This window comes from Micromonospora sp. NPDC006766 (assembly GCF_040636055.1).
In the GTDB taxonomy this organism is placed as follows: domain Bacteria; phylum Actinomycetota; class Actinomycetes; order Mycobacteriales; family Micromonosporaceae; genus Micromonospora.
In genome coordinates this window covers 22,881-46,362 of record NZ_JBEYIX010000003.1, presented here as the reverse complement: position 1 = coordinate 46,362, position 23,482 = coordinate 22,881, and the positions used below count along the sequence as shown (strand labels likewise).

General features: G+C 71.0%; 25 protein-coding genes. 13 read left to right on the top strand and 12 right to left on the bottom strand.

Features of this window, described 5'->3' with window-relative positions:
- The first annotated feature begins 119 nt into the window (after window positions 1-119).
- Window positions 120-590, top strand: coding sequence for a hypothetical protein (locus ABZ671_RS05805; protein WP_357851864.1), 471 nt, complete (start codon window positions 120-122; stop codon window positions 588-590).
- A 30-nt stretch (window positions 591-620) separates the two neighbouring features.
- Window positions 621-2,144: a serine/threonine-protein kinase gene (locus ABZ671_RS05800; protein ID WP_357851861.1), complete on the top strand. Its 1,524-nt coding sequence runs from the start codon at window positions 621-623 to the stop codon at window positions 2,142-2,144.
- Here ABZ671_RS05800 and ABZ671_RS05795 read toward each other — a convergent pair.
- Entirely contained in the window at window positions 2,131-2,445 is a 315-nt protein-coding gene (locus ABZ671_RS05795) for a hypothetical protein (RefSeq protein WP_357851858.1), read from the bottom strand. The two genes, ABZ671_RS05800 and ABZ671_RS05795, sit on opposite strands and share 14 nt — an antisense overlap.
- Window positions 2,446-2,632: 187 nt before the next feature.
- Here ABZ671_RS05795 and ABZ671_RS05790 point away from each other — a divergent pair, with 187 nt between their 5' ends.
- Window positions 2,633-4,444, top strand: coding sequence for an alpha/beta hydrolase (locus ABZ671_RS05790; protein ID WP_357851855.1), 1,812 nt, complete (start codon window positions 2,633-2,635; stop codon window positions 4,442-4,444).
- A 51-nt stretch (window positions 4,445-4,495) separates the two neighbouring features.
- Here the strand turns inward: ABZ671_RS05790 and ABZ671_RS05785 are convergent, their stop codons facing one another.
- From ABZ671_RS05785 to ABZ671_RS05775, 3 genes are all read right to left on the bottom strand, one after another.
- Window positions 4,496-5,488, bottom strand: coding sequence for a hypothetical protein (locus tag ABZ671_RS05785; RefSeq protein ID WP_357851853.1), 993 nt, complete (start codon window positions 5,486-5,488; stop codon window positions 4,496-4,498).
- A gap of 66 nt (window positions 5,489-5,554) precedes the next feature.
- Complete coding sequence (locus ABZ671_RS05780; RefSeq protein WP_357851850.1) at window positions 5,555-5,788, bottom strand: hypothetical protein; 234 nt, start codon at window positions 5,786-5,788, stop codon at window positions 5,555-5,557.
- The gene (locus tag ABZ671_RS05775; protein WP_357851847.1) at window positions 5,785-6,003 is read right to left on the bottom strand and encodes a hypothetical protein; all 219 of its coding nucleotides are present in this window, start codon (window positions 6,001-6,003) and stop codon (window positions 5,785-5,787) included. Before ABZ671_RS05775 ends, ABZ671_RS05780 begins: the two co-directional genes overlap by 4 nt.
- Window positions 6,004-6,412: 409 nt before the next feature.
- Between ABZ671_RS05775 and ABZ671_RS05770 the strand changes: the two genes are divergently transcribed.
- The 5 genes from ABZ671_RS05770 to ABZ671_RS05750 all read left to right on the top strand — a co-directional run bounded on the left by ABZ671_RS05770 (window position 6,413) and on the right by ABZ671_RS05750 (window position 8,625).
- Complete coding sequence (locus ABZ671_RS05770) at window positions 6,413-7,267, top strand: helix-turn-helix transcriptional regulator (protein WP_357851844.1); 855 nt, start codon at window positions 6,413-6,415, stop codon at window positions 7,265-7,267.
- Window positions 7,264-7,452 (top strand): DUF397 domain-containing protein, encoded by a 189-nt coding sequence (locus ABZ671_RS05765; protein ID WP_357851841.1) that lies wholly within the window; start codon window positions 7,264-7,266, stop codon window positions 7,450-7,452. Before ABZ671_RS05770 ends, ABZ671_RS05765 begins: the two co-directional genes overlap by 4 nt.
- A gap of 99 nt (window positions 7,453-7,551) precedes the next feature.
- Window positions 7,552-8,112, top strand: a complete 561-nt coding sequence (locus ABZ671_RS05760) for a GNAT family N-acetyltransferase (protein ID WP_357851838.1) — start codon at window positions 7,552-7,554, stop codon at window positions 8,110-8,112.
- 85 nt (window positions 8,113-8,197) lie between these two features.
- On the top strand, window positions 8,198-8,419 hold the full coding sequence (locus ABZ671_RS05755) for a Scr1 family TA system antitoxin-like transcriptional regulator (protein WP_357851836.1): 222 nt from the start codon (window positions 8,198-8,200) through the stop codon (window positions 8,417-8,419).
- 11 nt (window positions 8,420-8,430) lie between these two features.
- Complete coding sequence (locus ABZ671_RS05750; RefSeq protein WP_357851833.1) at window positions 8,431-8,625, top strand: DUF397 domain-containing protein; 195 nt, start codon at window positions 8,431-8,433, stop codon at window positions 8,623-8,625.
- Between the two features lie 284 nt (window positions 8,626-8,909).
- On the opposite strand, the gene ABZ671_RS05745 is transcribed toward ABZ671_RS05750, so the two are convergent.
- The 8 genes from ABZ671_RS05745 to ABZ671_RS05710 form a co-directional block, all read right to left on the bottom strand.
- A complete protein-coding gene (locus ABZ671_RS05745; protein WP_357851830.1) occupies window positions 8,910-9,401 on the bottom strand; it encodes a hypothetical protein in 492 nt (163 codons plus the stop codon).
- Window positions 9,402-10,332: 931 nt separating this feature from the next.
- Window positions 10,333-11,496, bottom strand: coding sequence for an acyl-CoA dehydrogenase family protein (locus ABZ671_RS05740; RefSeq protein WP_357851827.1), 1,164 nt, complete (start codon window positions 11,494-11,496; stop codon window positions 10,333-10,335).
- The gene (locus ABZ671_RS05735; protein ID WP_357851824.1) at window positions 11,496-13,472 is read right to left on the bottom strand and encodes a biotin carboxylase N-terminal domain-containing protein; all 1,977 of its coding nucleotides are present in this window, start codon (window positions 13,470-13,472) and stop codon (window positions 11,496-11,498) included. The genes ABZ671_RS05740 and ABZ671_RS05735 overlap by 1 nt, the downstream gene beginning before the upstream one ends.
- A gap of 9 nt (window positions 13,473-13,481) precedes the next feature.
- Window positions 13,482-15,083 (bottom strand): carboxyl transferase domain-containing protein, encoded by a 1,602-nt coding sequence (locus tag ABZ671_RS05730; protein ID WP_357851821.1) that lies wholly within the window; start codon window positions 15,081-15,083, stop codon window positions 13,482-13,484.
- Window positions 15,080-16,777 carry an acyclic terpene utilization AtuA family protein gene (locus ABZ671_RS05725; RefSeq protein ID WP_357851818.1) on the bottom strand — a complete coding sequence of 566 codons (1,698 nt, stop codon included), beginning with the start codon at window positions 16,775-16,777 and terminating at the stop codon, window positions 15,080-15,082. The genes ABZ671_RS05730 and ABZ671_RS05725 overlap by 4 nt, the downstream gene beginning before the upstream one ends.
- The gene (locus ABZ671_RS05720) at window positions 16,774-17,442 is read right to left on the bottom strand and encodes a TetR/AcrR family transcriptional regulator (RefSeq protein ID WP_357851815.1); all 669 of its coding nucleotides are present in this window, start codon (window positions 17,440-17,442) and stop codon (window positions 16,774-16,776) included. The genes ABZ671_RS05725 and ABZ671_RS05720 overlap by 4 nt, the downstream gene beginning before the upstream one ends.
- 296 nt (window positions 17,443-17,738) lie before the next feature.
- A complete protein-coding gene (locus ABZ671_RS05715; RefSeq protein WP_357851812.1) occupies window positions 17,739-18,482 on the bottom strand; it encodes a metallophosphoesterase family protein in 744 nt (247 codons plus the stop codon).
- A 66-nt stretch (window positions 18,483-18,548) separates the two neighbouring features.
- Window positions 18,549-19,226, bottom strand: coding sequence for a Crp/Fnr family transcriptional regulator (locus tag ABZ671_RS05710; protein ID WP_088981720.1), 678 nt, complete (start codon window positions 19,224-19,226; stop codon window positions 18,549-18,551).
- A gap of 129 nt (window positions 19,227-19,355) precedes the next feature.
- On the opposite strand from ABZ671_RS05710, the gene ABZ671_RS05705 reads away from it, so the two are divergent.
- The 5 genes from ABZ671_RS05705 to ABZ671_RS05685 all read left to right on the top strand — a co-directional run bounded on the left by ABZ671_RS05705 (window position 19,356) and on the right by ABZ671_RS05685 (window position 23,451).
- Window positions 19,356-20,018: an adenosylcobinamide amidohydrolase gene (locus ABZ671_RS05705; protein ID WP_357851808.1), complete on the top strand. Its 663-nt coding sequence runs from the start codon at window positions 19,356-19,358 to the stop codon at window positions 20,016-20,018.
- 83 nt (window positions 20,019-20,101) lie between these two features.
- Window positions 20,102-21,259, top strand: coding sequence for a CapA family protein (locus ABZ671_RS05700; RefSeq protein WP_357851806.1), 1,158 nt, complete (start codon window positions 20,102-20,104; stop codon window positions 21,257-21,259).
- A 62-nt stretch (window positions 21,260-21,321) separates the two neighbouring features.
- Window positions 21,322-22,101, top strand: coding sequence for an endonuclease III (gene nth, locus ABZ671_RS05695; RefSeq protein ID WP_357851803.1), 780 nt, complete (start codon window positions 21,322-21,324; stop codon window positions 22,099-22,101).
- A complete protein-coding gene (locus tag ABZ671_RS05690) occupies window positions 22,098-22,703 on the top strand; it encodes a TlpA disulfide reductase family protein (protein ID WP_357851800.1) in 606 nt (201 codons plus the stop codon). The genes nth and ABZ671_RS05690 overlap by 4 nt, the downstream gene beginning before the upstream one ends.
- 55 nt (window positions 22,704-22,758) lie before the next feature.
- The gene (locus tag ABZ671_RS05685; RefSeq protein ID WP_357851797.1) at window positions 22,759-23,451 is read left to right on the top strand and encodes a CoA pyrophosphatase; all 693 of its coding nucleotides are present in this window, start codon (window positions 22,759-22,761) and stop codon (window positions 23,449-23,451) included.
- Window positions 23,452-23,482 lie beyond the last annotated feature (31 nt).

Sequence of the window (23,482 nt, the reverse complement as noted above, 5' to 3'; positions counted from 1 at the left end):
CCGCCGGGCCGCAGGGGTGGTGCGGTGGGTACCCGGACAGGTTTGCCGGTTTCGGGGATGTGAGCGGCGGGCGTGGCGGCTAGCCTCGGGGGCCGAGGGGTCGTGGGTGGGGAGGACACATGAGGCTGCCGCGTTCGGGTGCCGGCTGGACGATGGCGGTCTTCGGGGTGCTGGCGCTGCTGCTCGGCGCGCTCGGGCTGGTCTGGCCGGAGGCCCAACTGCGCATGCTGGGCTTCGAGATTCCGGCCGAGCGGGCTGCCGGTGACTACACCGGCACGTTCCTCACCGCGTCCTCGATGGCCTCCTTCAACATGGGGGTCTACTACCTGCTGGCCGCCGCCACCGAGTGGCGGCCGTTCTACCGGTTCACGGTCTGGTTCCGGCTGGTCACGTTCACGGTCTTCAGCATCGCGGTGCTGTCCGAAGTGGCCCCGGGCCGATTCTTCGGGGTGGCCGCCTGGGAGGGGCTGGGTGCGGTGGCGACGGCCGTCGCCCTCTGGTGGGATGCCCGCCGGGTGGCCGCCGGCGGTACGCCGGACGACATCGCCGCCGGGGCGGTCTCCGTGCCGGCGGCCGATACGGCGCATTGAGCGACCGGGATCGTTGGGTATTTTCGAGCCGTGACCGAGACTCCGCCCGGCGCCCTGCGGCTGCCCATCGTGCCCGGTCTGACCGATTTAGAGGTTTTTGCCCGAGGGGGCTACGCCACCGTCTACCGGGCCATCCAGATCTCAGTGGGGCGCGAGGTCGCGGTCAAGGTGGAGAATCGCCCCCTGGACAGCGAGCGGGACCAGGCGCGCTTCCTGCGCGAGGCGCGGGCCGCCGGTCGGATGTCCTCCCACCCGCACGTGGTCGACCTCTTCGACGTCGGGGTCACCGTCGACCAGCATCCCTACCTGATCATGGAGCTCTGCGACGGGTCGTACGCGGAGCGGATGCGCACCGCGCCGCTGGGCCCGGTGGAGGCCCGCGACCTCGGCGTCAAGCTCGCCGACGCGCTCGCCCACTCCCACGCGTCCGGGGTGCTGCACCGGGACGTCAAGCCGGCCAACATCCTCCACTCGCACTTCAACCCGGCGGTGCTGGCCGACTTCGGGCTGGCGGTGCTCGCCGAGGTGCGCGACGCCTCGGTCACCCTGGAAGTGCTCACCCCGGCGTACGCGCCGCCGGAGATGTTCAACAACAGCCCGCCGTCGCCGGCGGTCGACGTCTACGCGCTCTGCGCAACCCTGTACGCGGTGATGTACGGTCGGCCGCCGCGCTGGCAGTCGGAGCGCAACCCGAGCCTGGTCACCCTGCTGGAGATGTTCCACCAGCCGATCCCTGACCTGCCCGGGGTGCCGAGCGAGCTGATCGATGTGCTGCGGCTCGGCATGTCCAACGACCCCGGGGAGCGCCCCTCCGCCGTCGAACTGGGCGGCCTGCTCGCCGCGCTCCCGATCGAGCCGGCCGCCTCCTCGACCAGCGGGGTGCCGTACCTCGGTGCCCCGATCGGCCACGGGTGGAGCACGGGCGGGGCGTATCCCGTCGGTCCGAAGGGCCAGCCGGTGCCGTGCCCGTCCACGGAGGAGGACGGCCCGACCGTGCCCGCGCGTGACCGGCGGTGGGCGCGTCGCTGGCTCCGCGGCGGCGCGGGTGCGCTCGCGCTGGCCGCGTCCGCCGGCGCGGGAGCCTGGTTCGCCAGCGGCATGCCGGGCCTGGGTCTGCCGACGTCGATGGGTAGCGCGATCGCCGACCCGGCTGGGCCGAAGGCCCTACCGGGCTGCGCGGCCGAGGGCGTACGCCTGCCGACGGGCGCCCGCTGCGTATCCGAGTTGGAGTGTTTCGGCCCGGTACGGCTGCGCAGCGACCGGGCCGAGGCGACCCGGGTGCCGTGCGACGGCCGGCACACCTGGGAGACGTACGTCGCGGGCGACCTGCCCGCGGCGCTGGTCGGGGCGGGCCACGCCGCGGTCGCTGCCGACCCGGCCGTCCAACAGATCTGCAACGTTCGCACCTTCCGGCTGGTCAGCGGCATCGACGAGCCGGCCGGCTGGAACCTCGAGGTGCTGCCCCCGTCCGGGACGGACGAGGGCCGCAGCTATCGCTGCCTGGCCGGGCGGGGCGTGGACGCGCTCGCCGTGCCCACCCTCACCGGTCGTTGAGCCCGTGCGCCGCCCGCCGCTGCCGGACCGCCCGGGAATCGATCGCGTCCAGCGTGTCGGCGTCCACGCCGTGGCCGCCGGGCGCCGGCCAGTCCTCGCCCGGCGTCTCGCCGACCCGCGCCTGCCGGGCGGCGGCCACCAGCACCCCGGCAACCATCCCGAGCAGCACGCAGACCAGGGCCAGGAGCACCGAGAGAATGCCCTCGGGGCGCCAGGCCACCAGGGTCACGAGCACCGCCACCGCCGCCAGCGATGCGACGGCGGCCTTCATCCGCGCATCAGGCTTCGGGAGGGAACTCATCCGACAAGCATGACTGGGGACGGTCTCCTGTCAACGTGCGAAGCGGAAAGGCGACACCACAAGGCGTCAAGCTGATGACAAATAGGATCGATTGACGTTTGACGGGCGCTATTGGTGGCCGGCGCTTCTTAGAGTGACGAAGGTCGAGGTGTTCTCGACCGACCCGTTCCCACCGGAAGGCAGCTACATGCCACGTGCAATCCGGTCCCTGATCGCATCAGGGATAGCCGGCATCGTCCTCGCCGGATCAGCGATCACGCCCGCCGTCGCGGCGCCACTCGCCGCAGCCAAGTCCGATCGGACCAGCGCCGTTGAGGCTCGCCGCGTCGACCGCGTGCCGACCCCGAAGCTCCGCTGGTACAAGTGCTACGGCTACGCCCAGTGCGCCACCGTCCGGCTGCCGCGCAACTACGACAAGCCGAAGGGCGCCACCACCGAGATCGCGCTGCTGCGGGTCAAGGCCCGCGACCAGAAGCACAAGATCGGCAGCCTTTTCATCAACCCGGGCGGCCCGGGCGGCTCCGGCACCGGCATCGCGCTCGCCGCGCCCTACTTCCTGAGCGACAGCCTGCTCGACCGCTTCGACATCGTCGGCGTCGACCCGCGCGGCGTCGCCAACAGCGAAAACATCAAGTGCTTCCGCTCGGTGCGGGACCAGACGAAGGCGAGTGCCGGGCTCAACGTGGCCTTCCCGTGGACCAAAGCCGAGGAGAAGGCGTACGTCGCCTCCTCGAAGGCGGTCGGCAAGGCGTGCTCGACCACCGGTAAGCCGCTGACCGGCGCGGCGTCCACCGCCGAGGTGGCCCGCGACATGGACGTGCTGCGCCGCGCGGTCGGCGACAAGAAGCTCACCTACCTGGGCTTCAGCTACGGCACGGCGCTGGGTCAGTACTACGCCAACATGTTCCCGGACCGGGTCCGCGCCCTCGTGGTCGACGGGGTGCTCAACCCGAACGCCTGGGTCGGTAAGGGCAAGGCCCGCAAGCAGCTCCAGGAGACCCGGCTGCGCAGCGCCGACGGAGCGTACAAGGCCCTGCGCGAGATCCTGACCCGGTGCGCCAAGGTCGGCGCGGAGCAGTGCCCGCTGGCGTCCACCGGCAACCCGATCGCCGCGTACGACACGGTAGCGAAGCGACTGCGCAAGAAGCCGGCGGTGATCAACGACCCGGACTTCGGGCAGTTCAAAATCAGCTACGCCGACTTCGTCGACGCCTCCCTCGGCGCGCTCTACAGCCCCTACGGCTGGCTGATCATCAGCGACATGACCAGGTGGCTGCTGGAGGCGACCGACCCGGCCGCCCCCGCGCCCGTCCGGGCGCAGGCCGGTGCCGCCCTGGCCAAGCGCGCCGCGAAGGCCCGCCAGCAGCGCGCGTACGACTTCCCGTACGACAACGGGTACGAGACGTTCCTGACGGTGGACTGCACCGACGCGTACCACCCGAAGAGCGCCAGCTCCTGGCCGAAGCTCGTCGCCGCCGCCGACAAGCGGGCCCCGTACTTCGGCCGGGAATGGGCGTGGGTCAGCGCGCCGTGCGCCCGCAACACCTGGACGGTACGCGACAAGAACGCCTACACCGGGCCGTTCAACCGGCGTACCAGCGCTCCGGTGCTGGTGGTCGGCAACTTCTGGGACCCGGCGACCAACTACAAGGGCGCGGTCAGCTCGGCGGCGCTGCTGCCGAACAGCCGGCTGCTCAGCAGCGACAGTTGGGGGCACACCGCGTACGGCACGTCAGACTGCGTGACCGGCGCGATCGACAGGTACCTACTCAAGGTGAAGCTGCCGGCGAAGGGCACCGTGTGCACCGGTGACGACCAGCCGTTCGTGTACGGGCCGGATTGGCCGGAGGACCCGGACAACCCGGAGTCGCCGGACGTGCGGGCAACCATGTCGAAGAGCGCCCTCGCCCAGCAGGGCGAGCCGCGCCGGGGCGAGCCGAAGCGGCTCCCGCCGGTGGTCACGCCGCTGCCGCTGACCGGCACGCTGACCGTCCGCTGACGGACCCCGGGGTACGGCGGGTGATCGGGCACCCGCCGTACCCCGGCCCGCTCAGCCGAACGCGGTCGTGTAGTAACGCACCCGGTAGAAGCGGGCACCGCTCTTGCTGTGGTTGCCGGAGCTGAAGCGGATGGTCTTGCTCCACTCGCCCTCGCCGGAGCCGGGCACGACCCAGGCCTTCACCCCGTTCGGCAGCCGGGTGTACGCCTTCACGTGAGCGGTGTTGCTCGCCACACTCACCGAGGTGAACTGCCAGCTGTTGCCGGCGTACACCAGGTTGAGCGTGCGCACCTTGTAGGACGAGGTGAAGTAGTAGCCCCCGCCCTTGTAGTCGGGGAGGATGTCGTGCCCCATCTTGGCCTTGCCGGCACCGTCGCTGAAGGTGTACTTCGTCCGGTACTGCAGCCGGGTGCTCGAGCCGTTTCCAGTGATCCCGTACAGCCGGGCCTCGCCGTCGCCCACGGCGATGATGAAGCCATTCTGGTTGTAGATCACCCCGTGCGCGCCGGGGAACTTGATGAACTGCGCCGCCTTGGTGCCGGGCTTCCCCCCGTTGGAGCTGGGGACGAAGAGGTGCAGCCCGCCGCCGCTGGTCGCGCCGTTGGCCCCCTTTGTGGTGGCCACCACGATCGCGCCCTGGGTCGCGATCCGCTCGATCGAGTGCGGGTTGCCGGTGACGGTGGCCTGCCAGACGATCCCGCCGGTCTTGGCGGAGCTCATCTTGCTCTCCTGGATCATCGCCACCTGGCCGCGGTAGTCACCGGCGCCCGAGGCGGTCACCAGCATGACGTTGCCCCAATTGGCGGTGGCGCGGCGCTTGACGTCCGACAGGTTCGTCCAGGTGCCGGTACGGCTCGGGGCCTGCCACAGCACCGTACCGCTGCTCCAGGAAGCGGGGTTGAAGCGGAGGATCTGCCCGCTGGCCTGCTCCGTCGCCATCACGTACTGCGTCGCCGCCTCGGCTGGCGCCGCGCCGAACAGCCCGGCGAACGGCACCGCGATCACGCCGGCAACCGCAGCCCTGAGGATCGACCTTCTGTCCATTAACCCTCCGTAGTGGTTGGTCGTGCGGGTGATCTTCCCAGCGCCGAGCCCCGCGCACTGTCCCGCTCATGGTGTGCCCCGCCACCCTTGGGCGAGGGCGGCCAGCCCGGCTTTCTGGACGAAGATCGAGCGACGAGCGACGGCATCGCCCTTGGCGTTGAGCTGGTAGCCGTCCAGCCAGACCCACCCGTCGTAGGTCACCCAGTCGAGCACCCTGATCAGGCGGAACAGCATCGGCTCCACGAACTGCACGCTGGCCGCTCGGTCGATGCGAAGCAGGTCGCCGGCGCGGAGCGTCACCGAAGCCAGCCGAGAAACCGGCGGTACACCAGCCCCGCAGGTGCCCAGCCCATGTCCTGGGTCGCCGCCACGAAACACGAGCCCATATAGATGGCGAGGGACGTGGGCGCGTCCTCGTACTCGGCACGTAGCTCCTGTCGGCGGGTGCGGCAGGGCCAGGGGGCACCGCAGCTGCCGCAGATCCAGGTCGGTAGGACCGGGCCGTGCGTGGTCATCGGCCCTCACCCGGCCAGTGCCCGTGGTTGATCGGAACGCGGTGTCTGGACCGGCAGGGCAGGTCGCTCCCGCAGCGGCAGACCCGCCGCCATCTCTGCCATGACCACACCGGCCGATGCCGGCGGGCCAGGGTCAGGGCTGTGGCGATCACGTACTGGTCGTAGCTGACGTGCCTGCTCATCCCGCCCTCCTCAGGTAGGGGGCGCGGCAGCCGGGCCACGCACGGTCATCCGACCACCACACCCAGCTCATGCTTTACCGGCGAGGACTCGATATGCAAGATTACATTTTGGATGAAACGAATGAAGGGCTTTCAGAGCGTTGGGCTCCATTGCGGAGCGTGGCCGACAGGTGTTACATATCGAGCGCAGGTTTCGCCCGGTATGTAGTGCCGGAGAGGAAGCAGCAATGACAACGGACACCGGCTCGACCGTCCCGAGGCGGCAGCTTGGGCGGCACCTCCGGCAGCTCCGCGAAGAGGCGCGGATGACCGTCAAGGCAGCAGCTGACGCGCTGGAGTGGTCCACCCCGAAGATCTGGCGGATCGAAACGGGCGCTACGTCCATGCGCTCGCTCGACGCCGAGGCGATGTGCAAGGTCTACGGAGCGTCACCAGAACTGACCGAGGCGCTGATGGGCCTCGCAAAGGAGACGAAGGGGCGCGGCTGGTGGCACTCGTATGGCGACGCCATCCCCGAGTGGTTCGAGCTGTACGTCGGCCTGGAAGCCGCCGCGAGCCGCCTGCGCAAGTACGAGGCACAGCTGGTCCCCGGTCTGCTCCAGACCAAGGCCTACGCCACCCGTGTCTACGAAGTCGCGCACCGAGACATGACGGCGGAGGAGATCGACCGAGGCGTGGCCGTGCGACTCGGCCGGCAGACACTCTTGACCCGCTCCCTACCCCGCGCGCCGCAGGTTGACATCGTGCTTGACGAGGCCGTCCTGCGGCGGGGTGTGGACGCTGAGCAGCTCAACCACGTCATCGTGGTCAGCCGTCAGTCGAACGTGTCCGTGCGGGTGGTGCCGTTCGGCGTCGGTCTGCACCCCGCAGGCTTGGCCAACGGTGCCTTCACGATTCTCGACTTCGATGCGGGTAGCGAGCCGTCGATCATCTACTCCGACGGCCTGACCGGTGCCCTGTACCTCGAAAAACCGGCCGAGGTCGCAGCGTACGAACGCGTATGGTCCGCCATCGAGAAGCAAGCCCTCAGCGAGGCGCAGACTCGCAAGCTCATCGCATCGATCGCAGAGGAGCAGGCATGACCCCCCTCACCTGGAAGAAGAGCACGCGGAGCAACGCTGGCGGGGACTGCGTAGAGGTCGCCGCCCCGCCGCAGGCCGTCATGGTTCGTGACAGCAAGGACCGGCAGGGACCGGTGTTGTCGTTCAACGCCGTTGAGTGGCGCGGCTTCATCGAGGCCATCAAGACCGGGAAGTTCGACGGTTGAGGACCGCCGTTTCGCTGGCCATCAACGACCACCAGGTGGGTCATTACGAGCTGCGGTTAGGGCTGAGCTGGTGGGTCGACGAGGGGCAGCGGTAGCCGCATGACCACAACCGTGCGGACCATCGAGGATGTGACCCTGCGGATCGGTGAGCAGCTGACGCTGAGCCCGCCGCAGGCGCAGGACGCCCCTGCGATTCATGCCGCCGTCCAGGATCCGGAGATCCGCCGCTGGTTGCCGCTGCCCAGGCCCTATCCGCTCGACCTGGCCATGGAGTTCTGCACCGTGATGGCGCCCGGCGTCCGCGCCTCCGGCAGGGGCTTGATCCGCAGCGTCCGCGAGCGCGGCGAGTTCGCCGGCATCATCGACGCCAAGCGGATCGATTGGCGGGCTGGCGTGTGCGAAATCGGCTACTGGCTGGTGCCGGCGGCCCGCGGCCGTGGCCTGATGACTTCCGCAGTCGATGTCTTCTCCCGATGGCTGCTGAACCACGCCGGGTTCGAGCGCGTCGAGTTGCGGATCGCCCCGGGCAACACCGGTTCGATTCGGGTCGGTGAGCGGGCCGGATTCGCGTTCGAGGGCACTGCCCGTAACGCAGGATTCACCGATTCAGGCCGCGTCGACCTGGCCATTTACGCACGGATCGCGGCTGATCTCGAGTGACGACTTGCAGAGACCGGCGCGAATGATCTACGGCCGGACGGCGTCGCGGGGCAGGAAATGGAACGACAGGCGATCCTGGCCGGCGATGGCCCGCCGATGCTACTTCCCGCCGATGCCGGACCCGTACCCGGACGGAGCCGAGGAGCGCATGATCTACGTGGACACGCTCACCGGCGCCCTGTACCTGGACCGGCCCTCCGAGATCGCTGCGTACGCCGCAGCGCATGAACAACTCCAAGCCCTCGCACTGGCGCCGAAGCCCACGCGAGATACGCTGCGTACGATCGGTGCCGATTTGATCACGTAGGAGGGTGTGGCATGGGCCTGACTCGCGTCACCTGGCGCAAGAGCACCAGGTCCGGCTCAAGTGGCAACTGCGTAGAGGTTGCCACGCCGCCCCGGGTTGTGATGGTCCGCGACAGCAAGGACCGGCAGGGGTCGCCACTGTCCTTCACCCCCGAACAGTGGGCTGACTTTATCGAGGGCATTAGGGCCGGCAAATTCGATGTGTGAGTGGGTGGCCCGATAGCTTTTGTCCACAGGCATGCCAGTCATGTCTTGGTCTTGGTGAAAGCCCTGCGTACCGCCGGCCTTCAGGCTCGTCGACTGGAAGAGGAGCAGGGCCCTCCCGGTCATGATCGACAGACTTTGCTTCGGCTCTGGCCGGCGTGGCCATCAATGACCACCGAGCGGGACACCGCGAGGCGCGCAGCCGCCGCCCGTTGGGCCTCGGACATGCTGCAAAAGCACGTGCCGCTCCCACCCGTTAAGGGTTAGGAGCGGCACGGTTGAGGTAGTCAGCAGGCCACAAGATGGCGCACGGCTTCCTGCGCCTTCCTGTAGTTTTCCCTCCTGCTGGCAGGAAAGCCTTCCTCAATTGCGAATTGAAGAGCTGCCGCCACATCCTCAACCAATGAATGAAGGATTTCGCCACGCTTTGCCTCGGCCGGAATGCTCCACTCGCGCTCGAAAATGAGCCTGTTGAAGTCGGCAACCCCAACAGTCACATAGCGTTGCCTCGGCGAGTGGTAGACGATTCCATCCAGAAGGCCGGGGCCCTCGTCGTCGTCGAGTGCTTGCTCATCTCCGTCTGAGAGCGGAACATACAACCAAAGAGAGATGTCGCCTGTGTAGCCAAGCACGCGCCAGAATAGGTGGGCTACACTGCCCGTCCTGAATACGCCCAGTGTAGGTACACCGTTGTAGCGGTCGAAGATCTCGACCTCCTCCACTGAGGTGATCGGCGCCCATGCCAGGTTGCCCAACTTTGGGAGAACGGACTTACTCACGAATATCACCTCCCGTGGACTCAGTGAAGCACTTGTCGAAGCTCATGGCCATCCCGTCATCCCACTCGGCAGGCCCATGTGGCCCAGACGGTGGGAAGACCGAGACGTGCAGGGGATTGCCTCGGGTGGGCGAGTGCGCGACCTCGAAGCCGGCCTGACGCAGCGCGCCCGCAGTCGTGTAGCGAGCCGTAGCCCAAGGCGGTGCGGCCTTGGTGACTAGGAGCGCGACTGCCATCTTGGACTGTCGACCGATGATCAAAGACATCTCTGTCTCGCCAATGTTTACCCGCAGATGGTTACGGAAACCCTCGCCATCTTCTCCGTACTGAGTGAGCTCCACATCATCCCGTAGTTCCTGGACCTCGGCTAAGCTGCCTTTTTTACCGGGCACTCGGGTCCACCTTCGGTAACTTCATCGGCCAGGAGTTGCCTGAAGTTACCAACAGGACACCAGAGGTAGTGTCAGGAATCCGACAGTAGGTGTGCCTGGCTGCCATGCGTGTGGTGATCGCGCTCAAGGGGTAACCTACCCCTTCACCGGCCTTACGGGACCAACTCGGGCAAACCTGCCCCAGCTTGGGCGGACCAGTGCTAGGGTCTGCGGCTCGCAGGCCTGCGTGCCGCACCAAAATCGACCACCTTAACCCCCGCCATACGTCCAGTCAGCTCTGGGCGATTCATGGCCGTCCAGGCCGTTCGCACTTCCGCATTCCCTTCGCTGATAATTGCACGACCAAATAGTTCCTTCGAAGATCGCCAATCGCGCCTACGGCATGCCCGCGCATGACCAAAGCTTGGACCGAAACGCCGGTTATTCCGCCTCCGCCGGATCCGGCCAGCAACCGCGGGCAGTGCGCAGCAGTGAAGTTCACAGGCAGCAGGCGTCCTGGATGGTTGGCCGAGGCGAGACTTCTGGCCGGCCCGAGTCGGCTCAGTAGGACTTGTCCTGACCCAGTACATGCTGGGCGATGAAGTTGAGGATCATTTCTCGGCTGACCGGGGCGATGCGGCCGGCGCGGACTCCGCCGAGCAGGGTGGCCACGCCGTACTCGGTGGTCATGCCGGCCCCGCCGAGCGCCTGGACGGCGGTGTCCACGGCGAGGGCGGCGGCCTCGGCGGCCGAGTATTTGGCCATGTTGCCGGCGACGCCGGCCTCCAGGTCCCGACCGGCGTCGTAGAGGGTGGCCGCCTTGTAGACCATCAGCCGGGCCAGTTCGACCTGCACGGCGGCGTGTGCGAGCGGGTGCGCGACGCCCTGGTGAGTGCCGATGCTTCGGCCGCCCCACACCTTCCGGGTGGCGGTGTAGCCGCTGGCCCGCTCGATCGCGTACCGGCCGGTGCCGGCGCCCATCGCGGCGACCGTGATCCGCTCCGGGTTGAGCCCGGCGAAGAGTGCCGGCAGCCCGGCGTCCAGGGATTCGCCAACCAGTGTGTCGGCGGGCAGTCGGACGTCGTCCAGGTAGAGCAGGAACTGGTTCTCCGGGGAGACGATCTCCATGTCCAGCTTGGCGCGGGTCAACCCGGGCGCATCAGTGGGTACGAGGAAGAGGGCGGGCTTCAACCGGCCGGTCGTCGCGTCCTCGGTGCGGGCGACCACCAACACGTGCCCGGCCTCGTCGACCCCGGAGATGTAGCACTTGCGGCCGGACAGCAGCCAGCCGTCGCCGTCCCGGCGGGCCACCGTGCCGAGCCGGTGGAAGTTGGAGCCGGCCTCCGGCTCGGTGATCGCGAAAACGATCTTCTGCGAGCCGTCGGCGAGGCCGGGCAGGTGGCGCTTGCGCTGCGCCTCGGTGCCGTGCTTGTTGATCACGGTGGCGGCGATGGCGGGGGAGACCACGAGCAGCAGCAGCGGGCAGCCGGCCGCGGCCAGTTCCTCGCAGACGATGGCCAGTTCGGTGATGCCCGCGCCCCCGCCGCCGTACTCGGTGGGGATGTTGACGCCGAGGTAACCGAGCCGGCCGGCCTCCTGCCACAGCTCGGTGGTGTGTTCGCCGGCCTTTGCCTTCGCCACGTAGTAGTCGTGGCCGTACCGGCGGCCCAGCGTGCGGACGGCGTCGCGGAGCTGCTCCTGCTCGGGGGTGAGGTCGAAGTTCATCAGAGGGCCTCCGTAACGGGCTCGACCACGGCCAGCACGGCCCCGGTGTCGACCTGGCCGCCGGGCGGCACCGGCAGCTCGGCGACCACGCCGTCGGCCGGGGCGAGCACGGGGTGTTCCAGCTTCATCGCCTCCACGGTCAGCAGCAGGTCACCGGCGGCGACCCGCTGACCGACCTCGACGTGCACCCGGGTGACCGCGCCGGGCAGCGGCGCGAGCAGCGACCCGGCGGCCAGCGTGGGCATGGGCGGAGGGAAACGCGGCAGCTCGATGAGGCTCGCCGCCCCGTCCGGGCCGTCCACGAAGACCTCCGACCCCACCCGGTGTACGCGGAACCCGCGCTGGACGCCGTCGACGTCCAGCACCACCCGCTCCGGCGCGGCCTGGACCAGGGCCACGGCCGGTGCGAGCTCGCCGGCCGACGTGGTCGACCACTCAGCGAGCGCGCCGGTCCGGTCCAGCCGGTAGCGGACCTCGATCTCGCCGTCCGGACCGGTGAAGCGCGTGACCTGCGGGAAGGCTGGCACGTTTCGCCAACCCGACGGCAGCCTGGAAAGCACCGGCGCGGAGGCACGCCGCTCGGCGGCCGAGGCGAGCGCGGCGGCCAGCGCGGCGAGCGGAAGCTGGTCGCCGGGGAGCAGCGGGGCGAAGACCTCCGGGTGCCGGTCGAGGAAGCCGGTGTCGATCTCGGCGGCACCGAACTCCGGGCTGCGCAGCACCCGGACCAGCAGGTCCCGGTTGGTGGCGACGCCGTGCAGCTCGGCCCGGGCCAGCGCGCCCGCGAGGGCCCGGGCCGCCTCGACGCGGGTGGGTGCCCAGGCGATCAGCTTGGCCAGCATCGAGTCGTAGTGCACGCTCACCGTCGAGCCGTCCACCACGCCGGAGTCGAGCCGGAGCCCGCGCGGCGGGCCGAACTTCCCGGCCACGCCGGGGATCGTGAACCGGTGCAGGACCCCCGTCGCCGGCCGGAAGCCCTGGGCCGGGTCCTCGGCGCAGAGGCGTACCTCGATCGCGTGGCCGTCGGTCGGCGGGGCCGCCGCCAGCGGCAGCGGCTCGCCCTCGGCGACCAGCAGTTGCAGCCGGACCAGGTCCAGCCCGGTGACCGCCTCGGTGACCGGGTGCTCCACCTGGAGGCGGGTGTTCAGCTCCAGGAAGTAGATCGCCCCGTCGGGCGCGAGCAGGAACTCGACCGTGCCCGCGCCGACGTAGTCGACCGCCCGGCCGGCGGCCACCGCCGCTTCGTGCAGGCGCTGCCGCACCTGCGGCGGGACGACTCCGGGCGCCTCCTCGACGATTTTCTGGTGCCGGCGCTGGATCGAGCACTCGCGTACCCCCAGGGCCACGATCGTGCCGTGGGTGTCGCCGAAGATCTGCACCTCGACATGCCGGCCGCGCTCGACGTACGGCTCGAGGAAGACCGTGCCGTCGCCGAACGCTGCCACCGCCTCACGCCGAGCGGCGGCCACGGCGCCGGCGAGCCCGGCGGCGTCGCGGACCACCCGCATGCCCCGCCCTCCGCCGCCCGAGGCCGCCTTGACCAGCACCGGGAAGTCGGTCACCTGGGCGGCTTCGGTCCAGGTCGGCAGCATCGGCACGCCCACGTCGGCGAGCAGCGCCTTCGCCGCCAGCTTGTCGCCCATCGCGGCGATCGCCTTGGCGGGCGGGCCGACCCAGGTCAGCCCCGCGTCGACCACCGCCGCGGCGAACCCGGCGTGCTCGGCGAGGAAGCCGTAGCCCGGGTGGACGGCGTCCACGCCGGCCCGGCGGGCCGCGTCCAGCATCAGGTCGATCCGCAGGTACGTCTCGGCCGGCGTGTTCCCCGGCAGGCGTACGGCCCGGTCGGCCTCGGCGACGAAGGGCGCGTCGGCGTCCGCGTCGGAGTGCACGGCGACCGTCTCGACGCCGAGCGCCCGGCAGGTGGCGAAGACCCGGCGGGCGATCTCGCCCCGGTTGGCCACCAGCAGGCTTGAGATCACGGGAAGCTCCTACATCCGGAAGACGCCGAAATTGGTGGCGCCCTGGACCGGTCCGCTGTGGATGGCCGACAGGCAGAGCCCGAGGACCGTACGGGTGTCCCGAGGGTCGATCACCCCGTCGTCGTAGAGCCGACCGGAGAGGAAGAACGCCCCGGACTCGGACTCGATCTGCTGCTCGACCATCGCCCGCATCGCGGCGTCGGAATCCTCGTCGTAGTCGCGGCCCCGGGCGGCGGCGGCCTGCCGGGCCACGATGGAGAGCACCCCGGCGAGCTGTGCCGGGCCCATCACCGCCGACTTCGCGTTCGGCCAGGTGAACAGGAACCTCGGCTCGTACGCCCGGCCGCACATGCCGTAGTTGCCGGCGCCGTAGGAGGCGCCCAGGTTGACCGTCAGGTGGGGCACCGTCGAGTTCGACACCGCGTTGATCATCAGGGCGCCGTGCTTGATGATGCCGCGCTGCTCGTACTCGGTGCCGACCATGTAGCCGGTGGTGTTCTGCAGGAAGATCAGCGGGGTGTCGGCGGCGTTGGCGAGCTGGATGAACTGGGTTGTCTTCTGCGCCTCCTCGCTGAACAGCACGCCCCGGGCGTTGGCGAGCACGCCCACCGGCCATCCGTGCAGCTCGCCCCAGCCGGTGACCAGCGCGGTGCCGTAGGCCGGCTTGAACTCGTCGAAGTCGCTGCCGTCCAACACCCGGGCCAGCACCTCGCGCGGGTCGAAGGGCACCTTGAGGTCGGCGCTGGCGACGCCGAGCAGCTCCTCCGGGTCGTACCGGGGCGGCCGGGGCGCCGGGTTGCGCGGCGGTGGGCCCTGCTTGCGCCAGTTGAGCCGGCGTACGCACTGCCGGGCCAGCCGGATGCCGTCCCGCTCGTCCTCGGCGAGGAAGTCGGCGAGCCCGGACCGGGTGGCGTGCATGGCCGCCCCGCCCAGCGACTCGTCGTCGGTCACCTCGCCGGTTGCCATCTTCACCAAGGGTGGCCCGGCCAGGTACACCTGGGACCGGTCCCGGATCATGACGGTGAAGTCGGACATCCCGGGCACGTACGCGCCGCCGGCGGTGGCGTTGCCGAACACCACGCTGACCGTGGGGATCTTCGCCGCGGAGAGCCGGGTCAGGTCGCGGAACACCCGGCCGCCCGGGATGAAGATCTCCGCCTGGGTGGGCAGGTCGGCACCGGCCGACTCGACCAGGTTGACCATCGGCAGCCGATTGGCCAGCGCGATCTCGCCGGCCCGCCGGGTCTTCGCGAGGGACCACGGGTTGACCGCGCCGCCGCGTACGGTCGGGTCGTTGGCGACGACCAGGCACTCCACGCCCTCGACCACCCCGATGCCGGTAACCACGCTGGCGCCGACCGGGAAGTCGGTGCCGTACCCGGCCACCGGCGACAGCTCCAGAAACGGGCTGTCCGGGTCGAGCAGCAGTTCGATCCGCTCCCGGGGGAGCAACTTGCCCCGTCGGTGATGCCGGGTCACGTACTTGTCGCCGCCGCCGGCCCGCGCCTGGTCGAGCGCGGCGTTCAGCTCGGCGAGGCGCTCCAGCAGGGCCTCCCGGTTGGCCCGGTAGGCCGGCGAGGAGGCGTCGAGCGCGCTGCCCAGCGTGGTCACGGGTCGGTCCCCTTCGGCGGCCCGGTGGGCAGGTCCGCCGGCAGGTCGACGATTCGGGCGCGGAGCAGCTCACCGAGCGCCTTGGCCTGTGGGTCGAACCGGGTGGAGGCGGCCACCCCTTGGCCGAGCAGCCCCCGGAGTACGAAGTTGACCGCGCGCAGGTTCGGCAGCTCGTACCGTTCGACGGTCAGCGGGGCGGTCTCCGGCAGCAGCTCGGCCAGCCGCTCGACGCTGAGCCAGCCGCGCAACCACGCCCAGGTCGCATCGGTCCGGGCCCAGACGCCGAGGTTGGCGTCCCCGCCCTTGTCCCCCGACCGCGTCCCGACCAGCTCCCCGAGCGGCCCCCGCCGCGTCGGATGCAAGGAGGGGGCCCCTGTTAACGGATTCTGTTGTACAGGGGCCCCCTGCAAACATGTGGTGGGCGGGGGAGGGATCGGCAGGCGAATGCCGTCGGGCAGCACGGCGACGTGGGCGACCGCGTCCTGCGGCACCGTGTCGGCGGTGAACACCCCGTACGGCGTCGCATCGCCGGGCAGGGTGGTCAGCGTGCAGCCCGGGTAGGAGGCCAGCGCCAGTTCCACCGCGGCCGCCGAGAAGGCCCGCCCGGCCCGCACCCGGTCACCGTCCCGCAGGTGTACGTGCAGCAGCGCGCTCGCCGCCTCGGTGTCGGTGGCGTCCGAATGATCGGTACGCGCCAGCGTGAACTCCAGCCCCTCCGTGCCGACCGCCTCTGCCAGTTGCCCCCGGACCAGCGCCGCCTTGGCCGGGATGTCCAGCCCGCAGAGCACGAACGTCATCGAGTTGCGGTAGCCGCCCAGGTTGGTGACGCCCACCTTGAGGGTGGGCGGCGGGGGCAGGCCCCGGACCCCGCTGACGTGGACCCGGTCCGGGCCGTCCGGGCGCAGCCGCACGGTGTCCAGCCGGGCCACCACGTCCGGCCCGAGGTACGCCGGCCCACCCACCTCGTACAACAGTTGGGCGGTGACCGTCTCGACGGTGACCGCGCCCCCGGTCCCGGAATGCTTGGTGAGCACCGCCGAGCCGTCCGGATGGAGCTCCGCGATCGGAAAACCGGGCCGATGGCCGCAGTCGGGCAGCTCGGTGAAGAAGCTGTAGTTGCCGCCGGTGACCTGCGCCCCGCACTCGATCAGGTGCCCGGCGACGGTGGCCCTGGCCAGGGCGTCCAGGTCGTCCCGCCCCCAGCCGAAGCGGGCGATCGCCGGGCCGACCGCCAACGAGGCGTCGGTGACTCGGCCGGTCACCACGACGTCCGCCCCCGCGTCGAGGCAGGCGGCGATCCCGAACGCACCCAGGTACGCGTTGGCGGTCAACGCGTCCGGCCGGTCGAGCGCGTCGCCCTCGACGTACCCGATCCGGACGTCGAGGCCGAGCCGGGCGGCGAGCGCGGTGATCGCGGCGGCCAGGCCGGCCGGGTTGAGCCCGCCGGCGTTGGTCACCAGCTTGACCCCGTGGTCGAGCGCGGTGTCGAGGCAGCCCTCCAGCTGGCGGAGGAAGGTCTTCGCGTAGCCGAGGGAGCCGTCGCGCAGCCGGTCCCGGCCGAGGATCAGCATGGTCAGCTCGGCCAGGTAGTCGCCGGTCAGCACGTCCAGCTCGCCGCCGTCGAGCATCTCCTGCCAGGCGTTGAACCGGTCGCCGTAGAAGCCGGAGGCGTTGCCGACCCGCAGGACGCTCATGCCGTCACCCCGGCCCGCTCGCCGTCGCCGGCCCGCTCGCCGTCGCCGGCCGGCCCGCCGTCGGGCGCGAGCAGGGTGGCGAGCTGACGCTTCCAGGCGTGCAGCAGGGCGGTACGGCGGGCCGAGTCGTCGCTGAGCAGGTTGGCCACGCCGAGGCCGCGCAGCAGGTCGAGGGTGGTTTGCACCGCCTCCCGTACGCCGGGCTGGCGTTCGTCCACGCCGAGCAGCTCGACGGTCAGTCGGTGCATCTCCCGGCCGACCCGAGCTTCGAGGGGGACCAGGGCGTCGCGCAGCTCGGGGTCGGTGCGGGCGGCCACCCACAGCTCCAGGGCGGCGACGAAGAGCGGCCCGGTGAAGGCGGCGGCGAGCAGGTCGACCACCCGGTCCAGCCGCCGCGGGCCGGCCGGCAGAGCGTCGGCCTCGGTGCGCAGCTCCAGCGCCCGGCGCTCGGTGAGGTGGGCGACGGCGGCGGTGACCAGGGCGGCCTTGGTCGGGTAGTGGTGCAGCTGGGCACCCCGGGAGACGCCGGCCCGGGCCGCCACCAGGGTCGTCGTGGTGCCGGACCAGCCGTGTTCGACCAGGCACTCGACGGTCGCCTCCAGTAGTCGGGCCTGGGTGGCCCGACTGCGCTCCTGCTGAGCGACGCGGATCGATGTGGCGGACACGGGGTCAGCCTGCCGCCGCCGAAACAAACAGTCAAGCCTGTCTTTTTTGCTCCCGGTCCGTGCTCGCCACCGGGTCGGTGCCGCAGGCGCCCGAGGTGCCCTGGATGGGCCGGACGGATGTCCGCGAGCTCCTTTGGAGCTGACGTCACAAGCGATTCACGATCTCGCCGCGCCGTCGAATCCGTCGGGCCTCCGGACTGCCCAACGGGCGATGCCGGACCGGCCGCAGGTCCGGTGACCTCACCAACGACTCAGCTCGAAAGCGATGCTCGGCCTTACGCTCCGCCGGACGCCGGTCAGCGGCCGTCACGGGGGCCGAAGGCGACGAGCGCGTCCACGTCCGAGTGGCGGGAGCGCAGGTACTCGTCGGCCCAAGGGGCGGCATCCGGGAAGGTCGACCCGGCCACCACCCGGGCGCAGGCGGCGTCGACGTCGTACCCGGTCCGGCGCAGCTGTACGCCTGGCCCGAGCAGGGCCCACCACGCGCCCGTCCCGCCGTACGGCATGCCGACACTGCCCGGGTTGACCACCAGTCGACGGTCGACGAGCCGGGTGAACGGCATGTGGGTGTGCCCGCAGACCACCGTGCCGACCTCGGTTGGCAAGGCCGCGAACACCTCGGCCCAGCGCTCGAGCCGGGAGTCGACCAGCACGACCTCCTCGTCGTTCCGGGGCGTGGCGTGGCAGAAGAGCACCTCACCGAGGCCGGCGACCGGCAGCGTGACGGTCAGCGGCAGCGCGGCGAGCCGGGCCACGTGGTCATCCCGGAGTTGGGCGGCGGCCCAGTTCGAGATCTCGATTGACGACGTCTTGCCGGCCCGGGCCTCGACCAGCTCACGGTCGGCGTTGCCGCCCACCCAGCGGGCCCGGTCGCCGAGGGTGGTGAGCAGGTCCAGCACCTCGACCGGCTGCGGGCCGGCGGCGAGGTCACCGACGAGCACGATCAGGTCGGCGGTGGCCACGTCCGGCTCGGCCAGTACGGCCTCCAGCGCCGGCAGTACGCCGTGAATGTCGGACAGGACCGCGACACGTTCGAGCATCGCCCCAGCGTGGTCGCCCCACGTGGCGCGGTCCAGCGATTCTGCGCCGGGCAGACGACTCGGGCGTTAGACCCGCGCGCGACGGGCCAGGCGCTCCGGGTCGAGGATGATGATGCTCTTGCCGTCCAGCCGCAGCCAGCCGCGCGAGGCGAAGTCGGCCAGGGCCTTGTTGACGGTCTCCCGAGAGGCGCCGACCAGCTGGGCGATCTCCTCCTGGGTGAGGTCGTGGGTCACCCGCAGCACGCCGCCGTCGCGGGTGCCGAACCGGCCGGCCATCTGGAGCAGGTTCTTGGCGACCCGTCCCGGCACGTCCGTGAAGATCAGGTCGGCCAGCGAGTCGTTGGTCCGGCGGAGCCGGCGGGCGAGCACCCGCAGCAGCTGCTCAGCGATCTCGGGCCGGTTGTTCAGCCAGGGCCGCAGGGCCTGCTTGCGCAGCCGCACCAGCCGGGTGTCGGTGACTGCGGTGGCCGTCGCCGTACGCGGGCCGGGGTCGAAGAGCGACAGCTCGCCGACCATGTCCGACGGGCCCATGACGGCGATCAGGTTCTGTCGGCCGTCCGCCGCGCGGCGACCCACCTTGATCTTGCCGGACAGCAGGATGTAGAGGCTGTCGCCGGGCTCGCCCTCGTTGAAGACGACTTCGCCCTTGCGAACCTCGAGCGTTTCCATCTCTTTGGCGAGCGCCTCGGCAGCCTCCGGGTCGACACCCTGGAAGATCCCGCTGCGGGCCAGTACCTCGTCCATCGCGCACCTCCACCTGCGCATGCCGTCCGTCGGCCGGGTCCGCCGTCCGCTGATCCCTCGCGCGCCGCCAGTCTAGGCGCACGTGAGCAGAAATCAGAGGTGCACCCCTCGGATCGTAGGCTCTGTGACGTGCTGAGCGAGCCTTTCCTGACCTCCCGTCACGAACAGGGGTGGGACGTCCCATTGCTGGTCTGGCGGGCCGAGACGCCGCTGCTGGCGGTCGGCACCGCCCCGCTCGGCGGCGGGCTCGGCGTACGCCGGTGGGTGATCAACGCGACCGTGCCGATGTCGTACGACCGGGACGACCCGGCGGACCACCTGGCCGAGCTGGCCGACGGCCTGGGCCTGGCCGGCCCCGGGGTGGGGCTGCTGACCGGGGTGGACGTGACCGAGGTGGTGGACCGGGCCGACAGCGGCGTGCGGGTCTGGGCGACGGTTGGGCTCGGCACCCCGGTCTGGGCCGCCGCGCCGACGCCCGCCACCCCGGCCCAGCGCGTCGGCACGGTCAACATCGTGGTGTACGTCCCGGCCCGGCTCGGCGAGGCCGCCCTGGTCAACGCGGTGGCCACGGCCACCGAGGCGAAGGCACAGGCGATTTGGGAGCTGGGGCTGCCGGCCACCGGCACCCCCACGGACGCGGTCACCGTGCTCTGCCCGGCCGATGGCGACGCCGCCCCGTACGGCGGCCCCCGGTCGACCTGGGGTGCCCCGTTGGCCCGGGCCGTGCACGCGGCCGTCCGGGCCGGTGGCGCCGGCACCGTCGTACCGTGGTCCGACCGCAGGGCGGGCTGAGTCGGGGAGCCCGCTCGGCCGTACGGCATTGTCGACCGATCGGCCATCGCCAGGGTGTTTCGGGGACGGTATCGTCGCGAACGATGTATACTCGCGCCCCCTCCGCTGCCCGCCTCCGTCGTCGTTTCGTCGCCGCCCTCGGCATGCTGCTGTTCGCCCTGGTCGCGGCCGGCTGCGGCGATGCCGCCGGCAGCGGGCCGGTATGGCAGCCGGGCGAGGCAGGCGGGTCCACGGCCTCAGCGGCCCCCACCGGCACCACCCCGTCCAGCTCACCGGAGACTGTCTCGTTCGCCGCGACCGGTGACGTGATCATGGGCAACGCCCCGTCCCGGCTACCGGCCGACGGGGGGAACGGCTTCTTCGACGACGTCCAGGCCGCGCTCAAGGCCGACCTGGTGATGGGCAACCTGGAAGAGCCGCTCACCGAGGACACCGGCACCGGCAAGTGCGGGGCCAACTCGACGGACTGCTACCAGTTCCGGGCGCCCCCCGGCTACGCCGCGCACCTGCGCGACGCCGGGTTCCACCTGCTCAACCAGGCCAACAACCACGCTAACGACTACGGCCCGCGCGGCTACCAGAACACCCAGGCCGCGCTGGAGGAGCACGGGCTCAAGCACACCGGCGCGCGCGACGAGATCACCATGGTCGAGGTACGGGGGGTGAAGATCGCCGTACTCGGCTTCTCGTCGTACGCGTGGTCGAACAGCCTCACCGACATCGCGGCGGCCAAGAAGGTGGTCGCCCAGGCCGCCGAGCAGGCCGACCTGGTCGTGGTGCAGGTGCACATGGGGGCCGAGGGCGCCGACCGGACGCGGGTCAAGCCGGGCACCGAGATGTTCCTCGGGGAGAACCGGGGCGACCCGATCCGCTTCTCGCACGCGGTGATCGACGCGGGCGCCGACCTGGTGATCGGGCACAGCCCGCACGTGCTGCGCGCCATGGAGTTCTACCAGGGGCGGCTGATCGCGTACAGCCTGGGCAACTTCGCCGGCGGCGGGAAGTCGCTGAACAGCTCCGGCCGGCTCGGCTGGGGTGGTGTGCTGAAGGTCTCGCTCGCGGCGGACGGCAGCTTCGTCAAGGGCGAGTTCACCTCGACGGCGATGGACGGCGTGGGGCGGCCGGCGATCGACGGGCAGCACCGCGGCCTCGGGCTGGTCCGGGAGCTGAGCCAGGCCGACTTCCCGAAGACCGGCGCCCGGCTCGACGCCGACGGCCGGATCACCGCGCCGGACGCCTAGCGCGGCCGGCCCGGCGTGTGGGCCCCACCGAAAGAACGGCTGTGCGACGTAGGCTGGCCGGCGTGACCACGAGTTCCCCCGAGACCGACCTCGGCCGTACGCGCCGCGCCCGGCGGATCGGTCGGGCGCTGGCCGAGACCCACCCCGACGCGCACTGTGAACTCGACCACTCCAACGCGTTGGAGTTGGCGGTCGCCACCATCCTGTCGGCGCAGTGCACCGACAAGAAGGTCAACGAGGTCACCCCGAAACTCTTCGCCCGCTACCGCACCGCCGCCGACTACGCCGGGGCGGACCGCGCCGAGCTGGAGGAGCTGATCCGGCCCACCGGGTTCTACCGCAACAAGACCAGCTCGCTGATCAACCTCGGCCGGGCGCTCTGCGACCGGTACGACGGCGAGGTCCCGGGCCGGCTTACCGACCTGGTCACCCTGCCTGGCATCGGCCGCAAGACCGCCAACGTGATCCTCGGCAACGCCTTCGGGGTCCCCGGCATCACCGTCGACACCCACTTCCAGCGGCTGGTCCAGCGGTGGAAGCTGACCTCCGAGACCGATCCGGTCAAGATCGAGCATGCCGTCGGCGCGCTGTTCCCGAAGCGCGACTGGACGATGCTGTCGCACCGGATCATTTTTCATGGGCGGCGGGTCTGCCACGCCCGCAAGCCCGCCTGCGGCGCCTGCACGTTGGTGAAGCTCTGCCCGTCGTACGGGACCGGGCCGACCGATCCGGCGCTGGCGGCCAAGCTGCTCAAGGGCCCGCGCGCGCGGGACCTCGCGGCGGCGGTCGGCATCGACCCGGACCTGGTGCCGCAGCAGGCGGTCGTGGCGGAGGTGCCGTGAACCGCCGGCTCGCGTACCTCCTCGTTCCGCTGCTGGCGCTCGCCGGCTGCACTGCCGCCACCGCCGAGCAGCCGGCGGGTCCGGGGACCCGCGCCGAGCGCCCCTCGCCGTTCGCCGACTGCGCCACGCTGACCGTCGCGCCGGCCTCGGCCGCCCCGGCACCCGAGGGCACCCCGAAAGATCGACTGCCCGAGCTGACCCTCGCCTGCTTCACCGGCGGGGCTCCGGTCGCGCTGCGCGACATCAAGGGCCCTGCGGTGATCAACGTCTGGGCGTCCTGGTGCCCGCCCTGCCGGAAGGAGCTGCCCGCCTTCCAGCGGCTCAGCGAGCGGGCCGCCGGCCGGTTCCAGGTGATCGGGGTGAACAGCCAGGACGACCGGAGCGCGGCGCAGTCCATCGGCGAGGACTTCGGCGTCCGTTTTCCCATGCTGGTCGACCAGGGGGACGCGTTCGAGCGGGCGCTCGAACGCAAGGCCTTCCCGCTGACCGTGCTCGTCGACGCGGACGGCCGGATCCGGCACACCGACGCGACCGGCGCGCTGGACGACGCCCGCCTCGCCGAGCTGGTCCGGAAGCACCTCGGCGTGGAGGTGCCGGCATGAGCAGCCGGGCCGAGCCGATCCGGCGGGCCGCGCGGTGGTGGACGGAGCCCCTGCGGTGAGCCGACAGCCGCCAGCCTGGCTGGACCCGCTGCTCGGGCGGCTCGGCACCGCCCGCGTCGAGGATTTCACCCGACTCACCACCCCGGAACGCGGCGGCCGGGAAAGCGCCGTGCTGGTGCTGCTCGGCGAGGCGGCAGGGGCCGGCCCGGACGTGCTGGTCCTGCAGCGCGCCGCCACGCTGCGCAACCACGCCGGGCAGCCGGCCTTCCCCGGCGGCGCGGCCGACCCGGAGGACGTCGACGCCAGCGCCACCGCGCTGCGAGAGGCGAACGAGGAGGTCGGGCTCGATCCGACCAGCGTCACCGTGCTCGCCGAGCTGCCCAAGCTGTGGATTCCGGTCAGTGACTTCGTGGTCACCCCGGTGCTCGCCTGGTGGCACGCCCCACATCCGGTGCATCCCCGCGAACCGGCCGAGGTGGCGCACGTCGACCGGCTGCCCGTCAGCGAGCTGGTCGACCCGGAGAACCGGATGCGGGTACGCCACCCGAGCGGCTGGATCGGCCCGGCCTTCTCGGTACGCGGCATGCTGGTCTGGGGTTTCACCGCCGGGGTGCTCAACACTCTGCTCGAGATGGGGGGCTGGGCCCGCCCGTGGCCGCGCTCCCCGGTGGTGGACCTGCCGCCGACCGAGGCCGCCCCGGCACCCTCGGCCGGCACCGACGTGGTCGACGAGAGCGCCGTCCGTTGATCTGACGGTCACGTTCCGTGAGCGGTGGGCC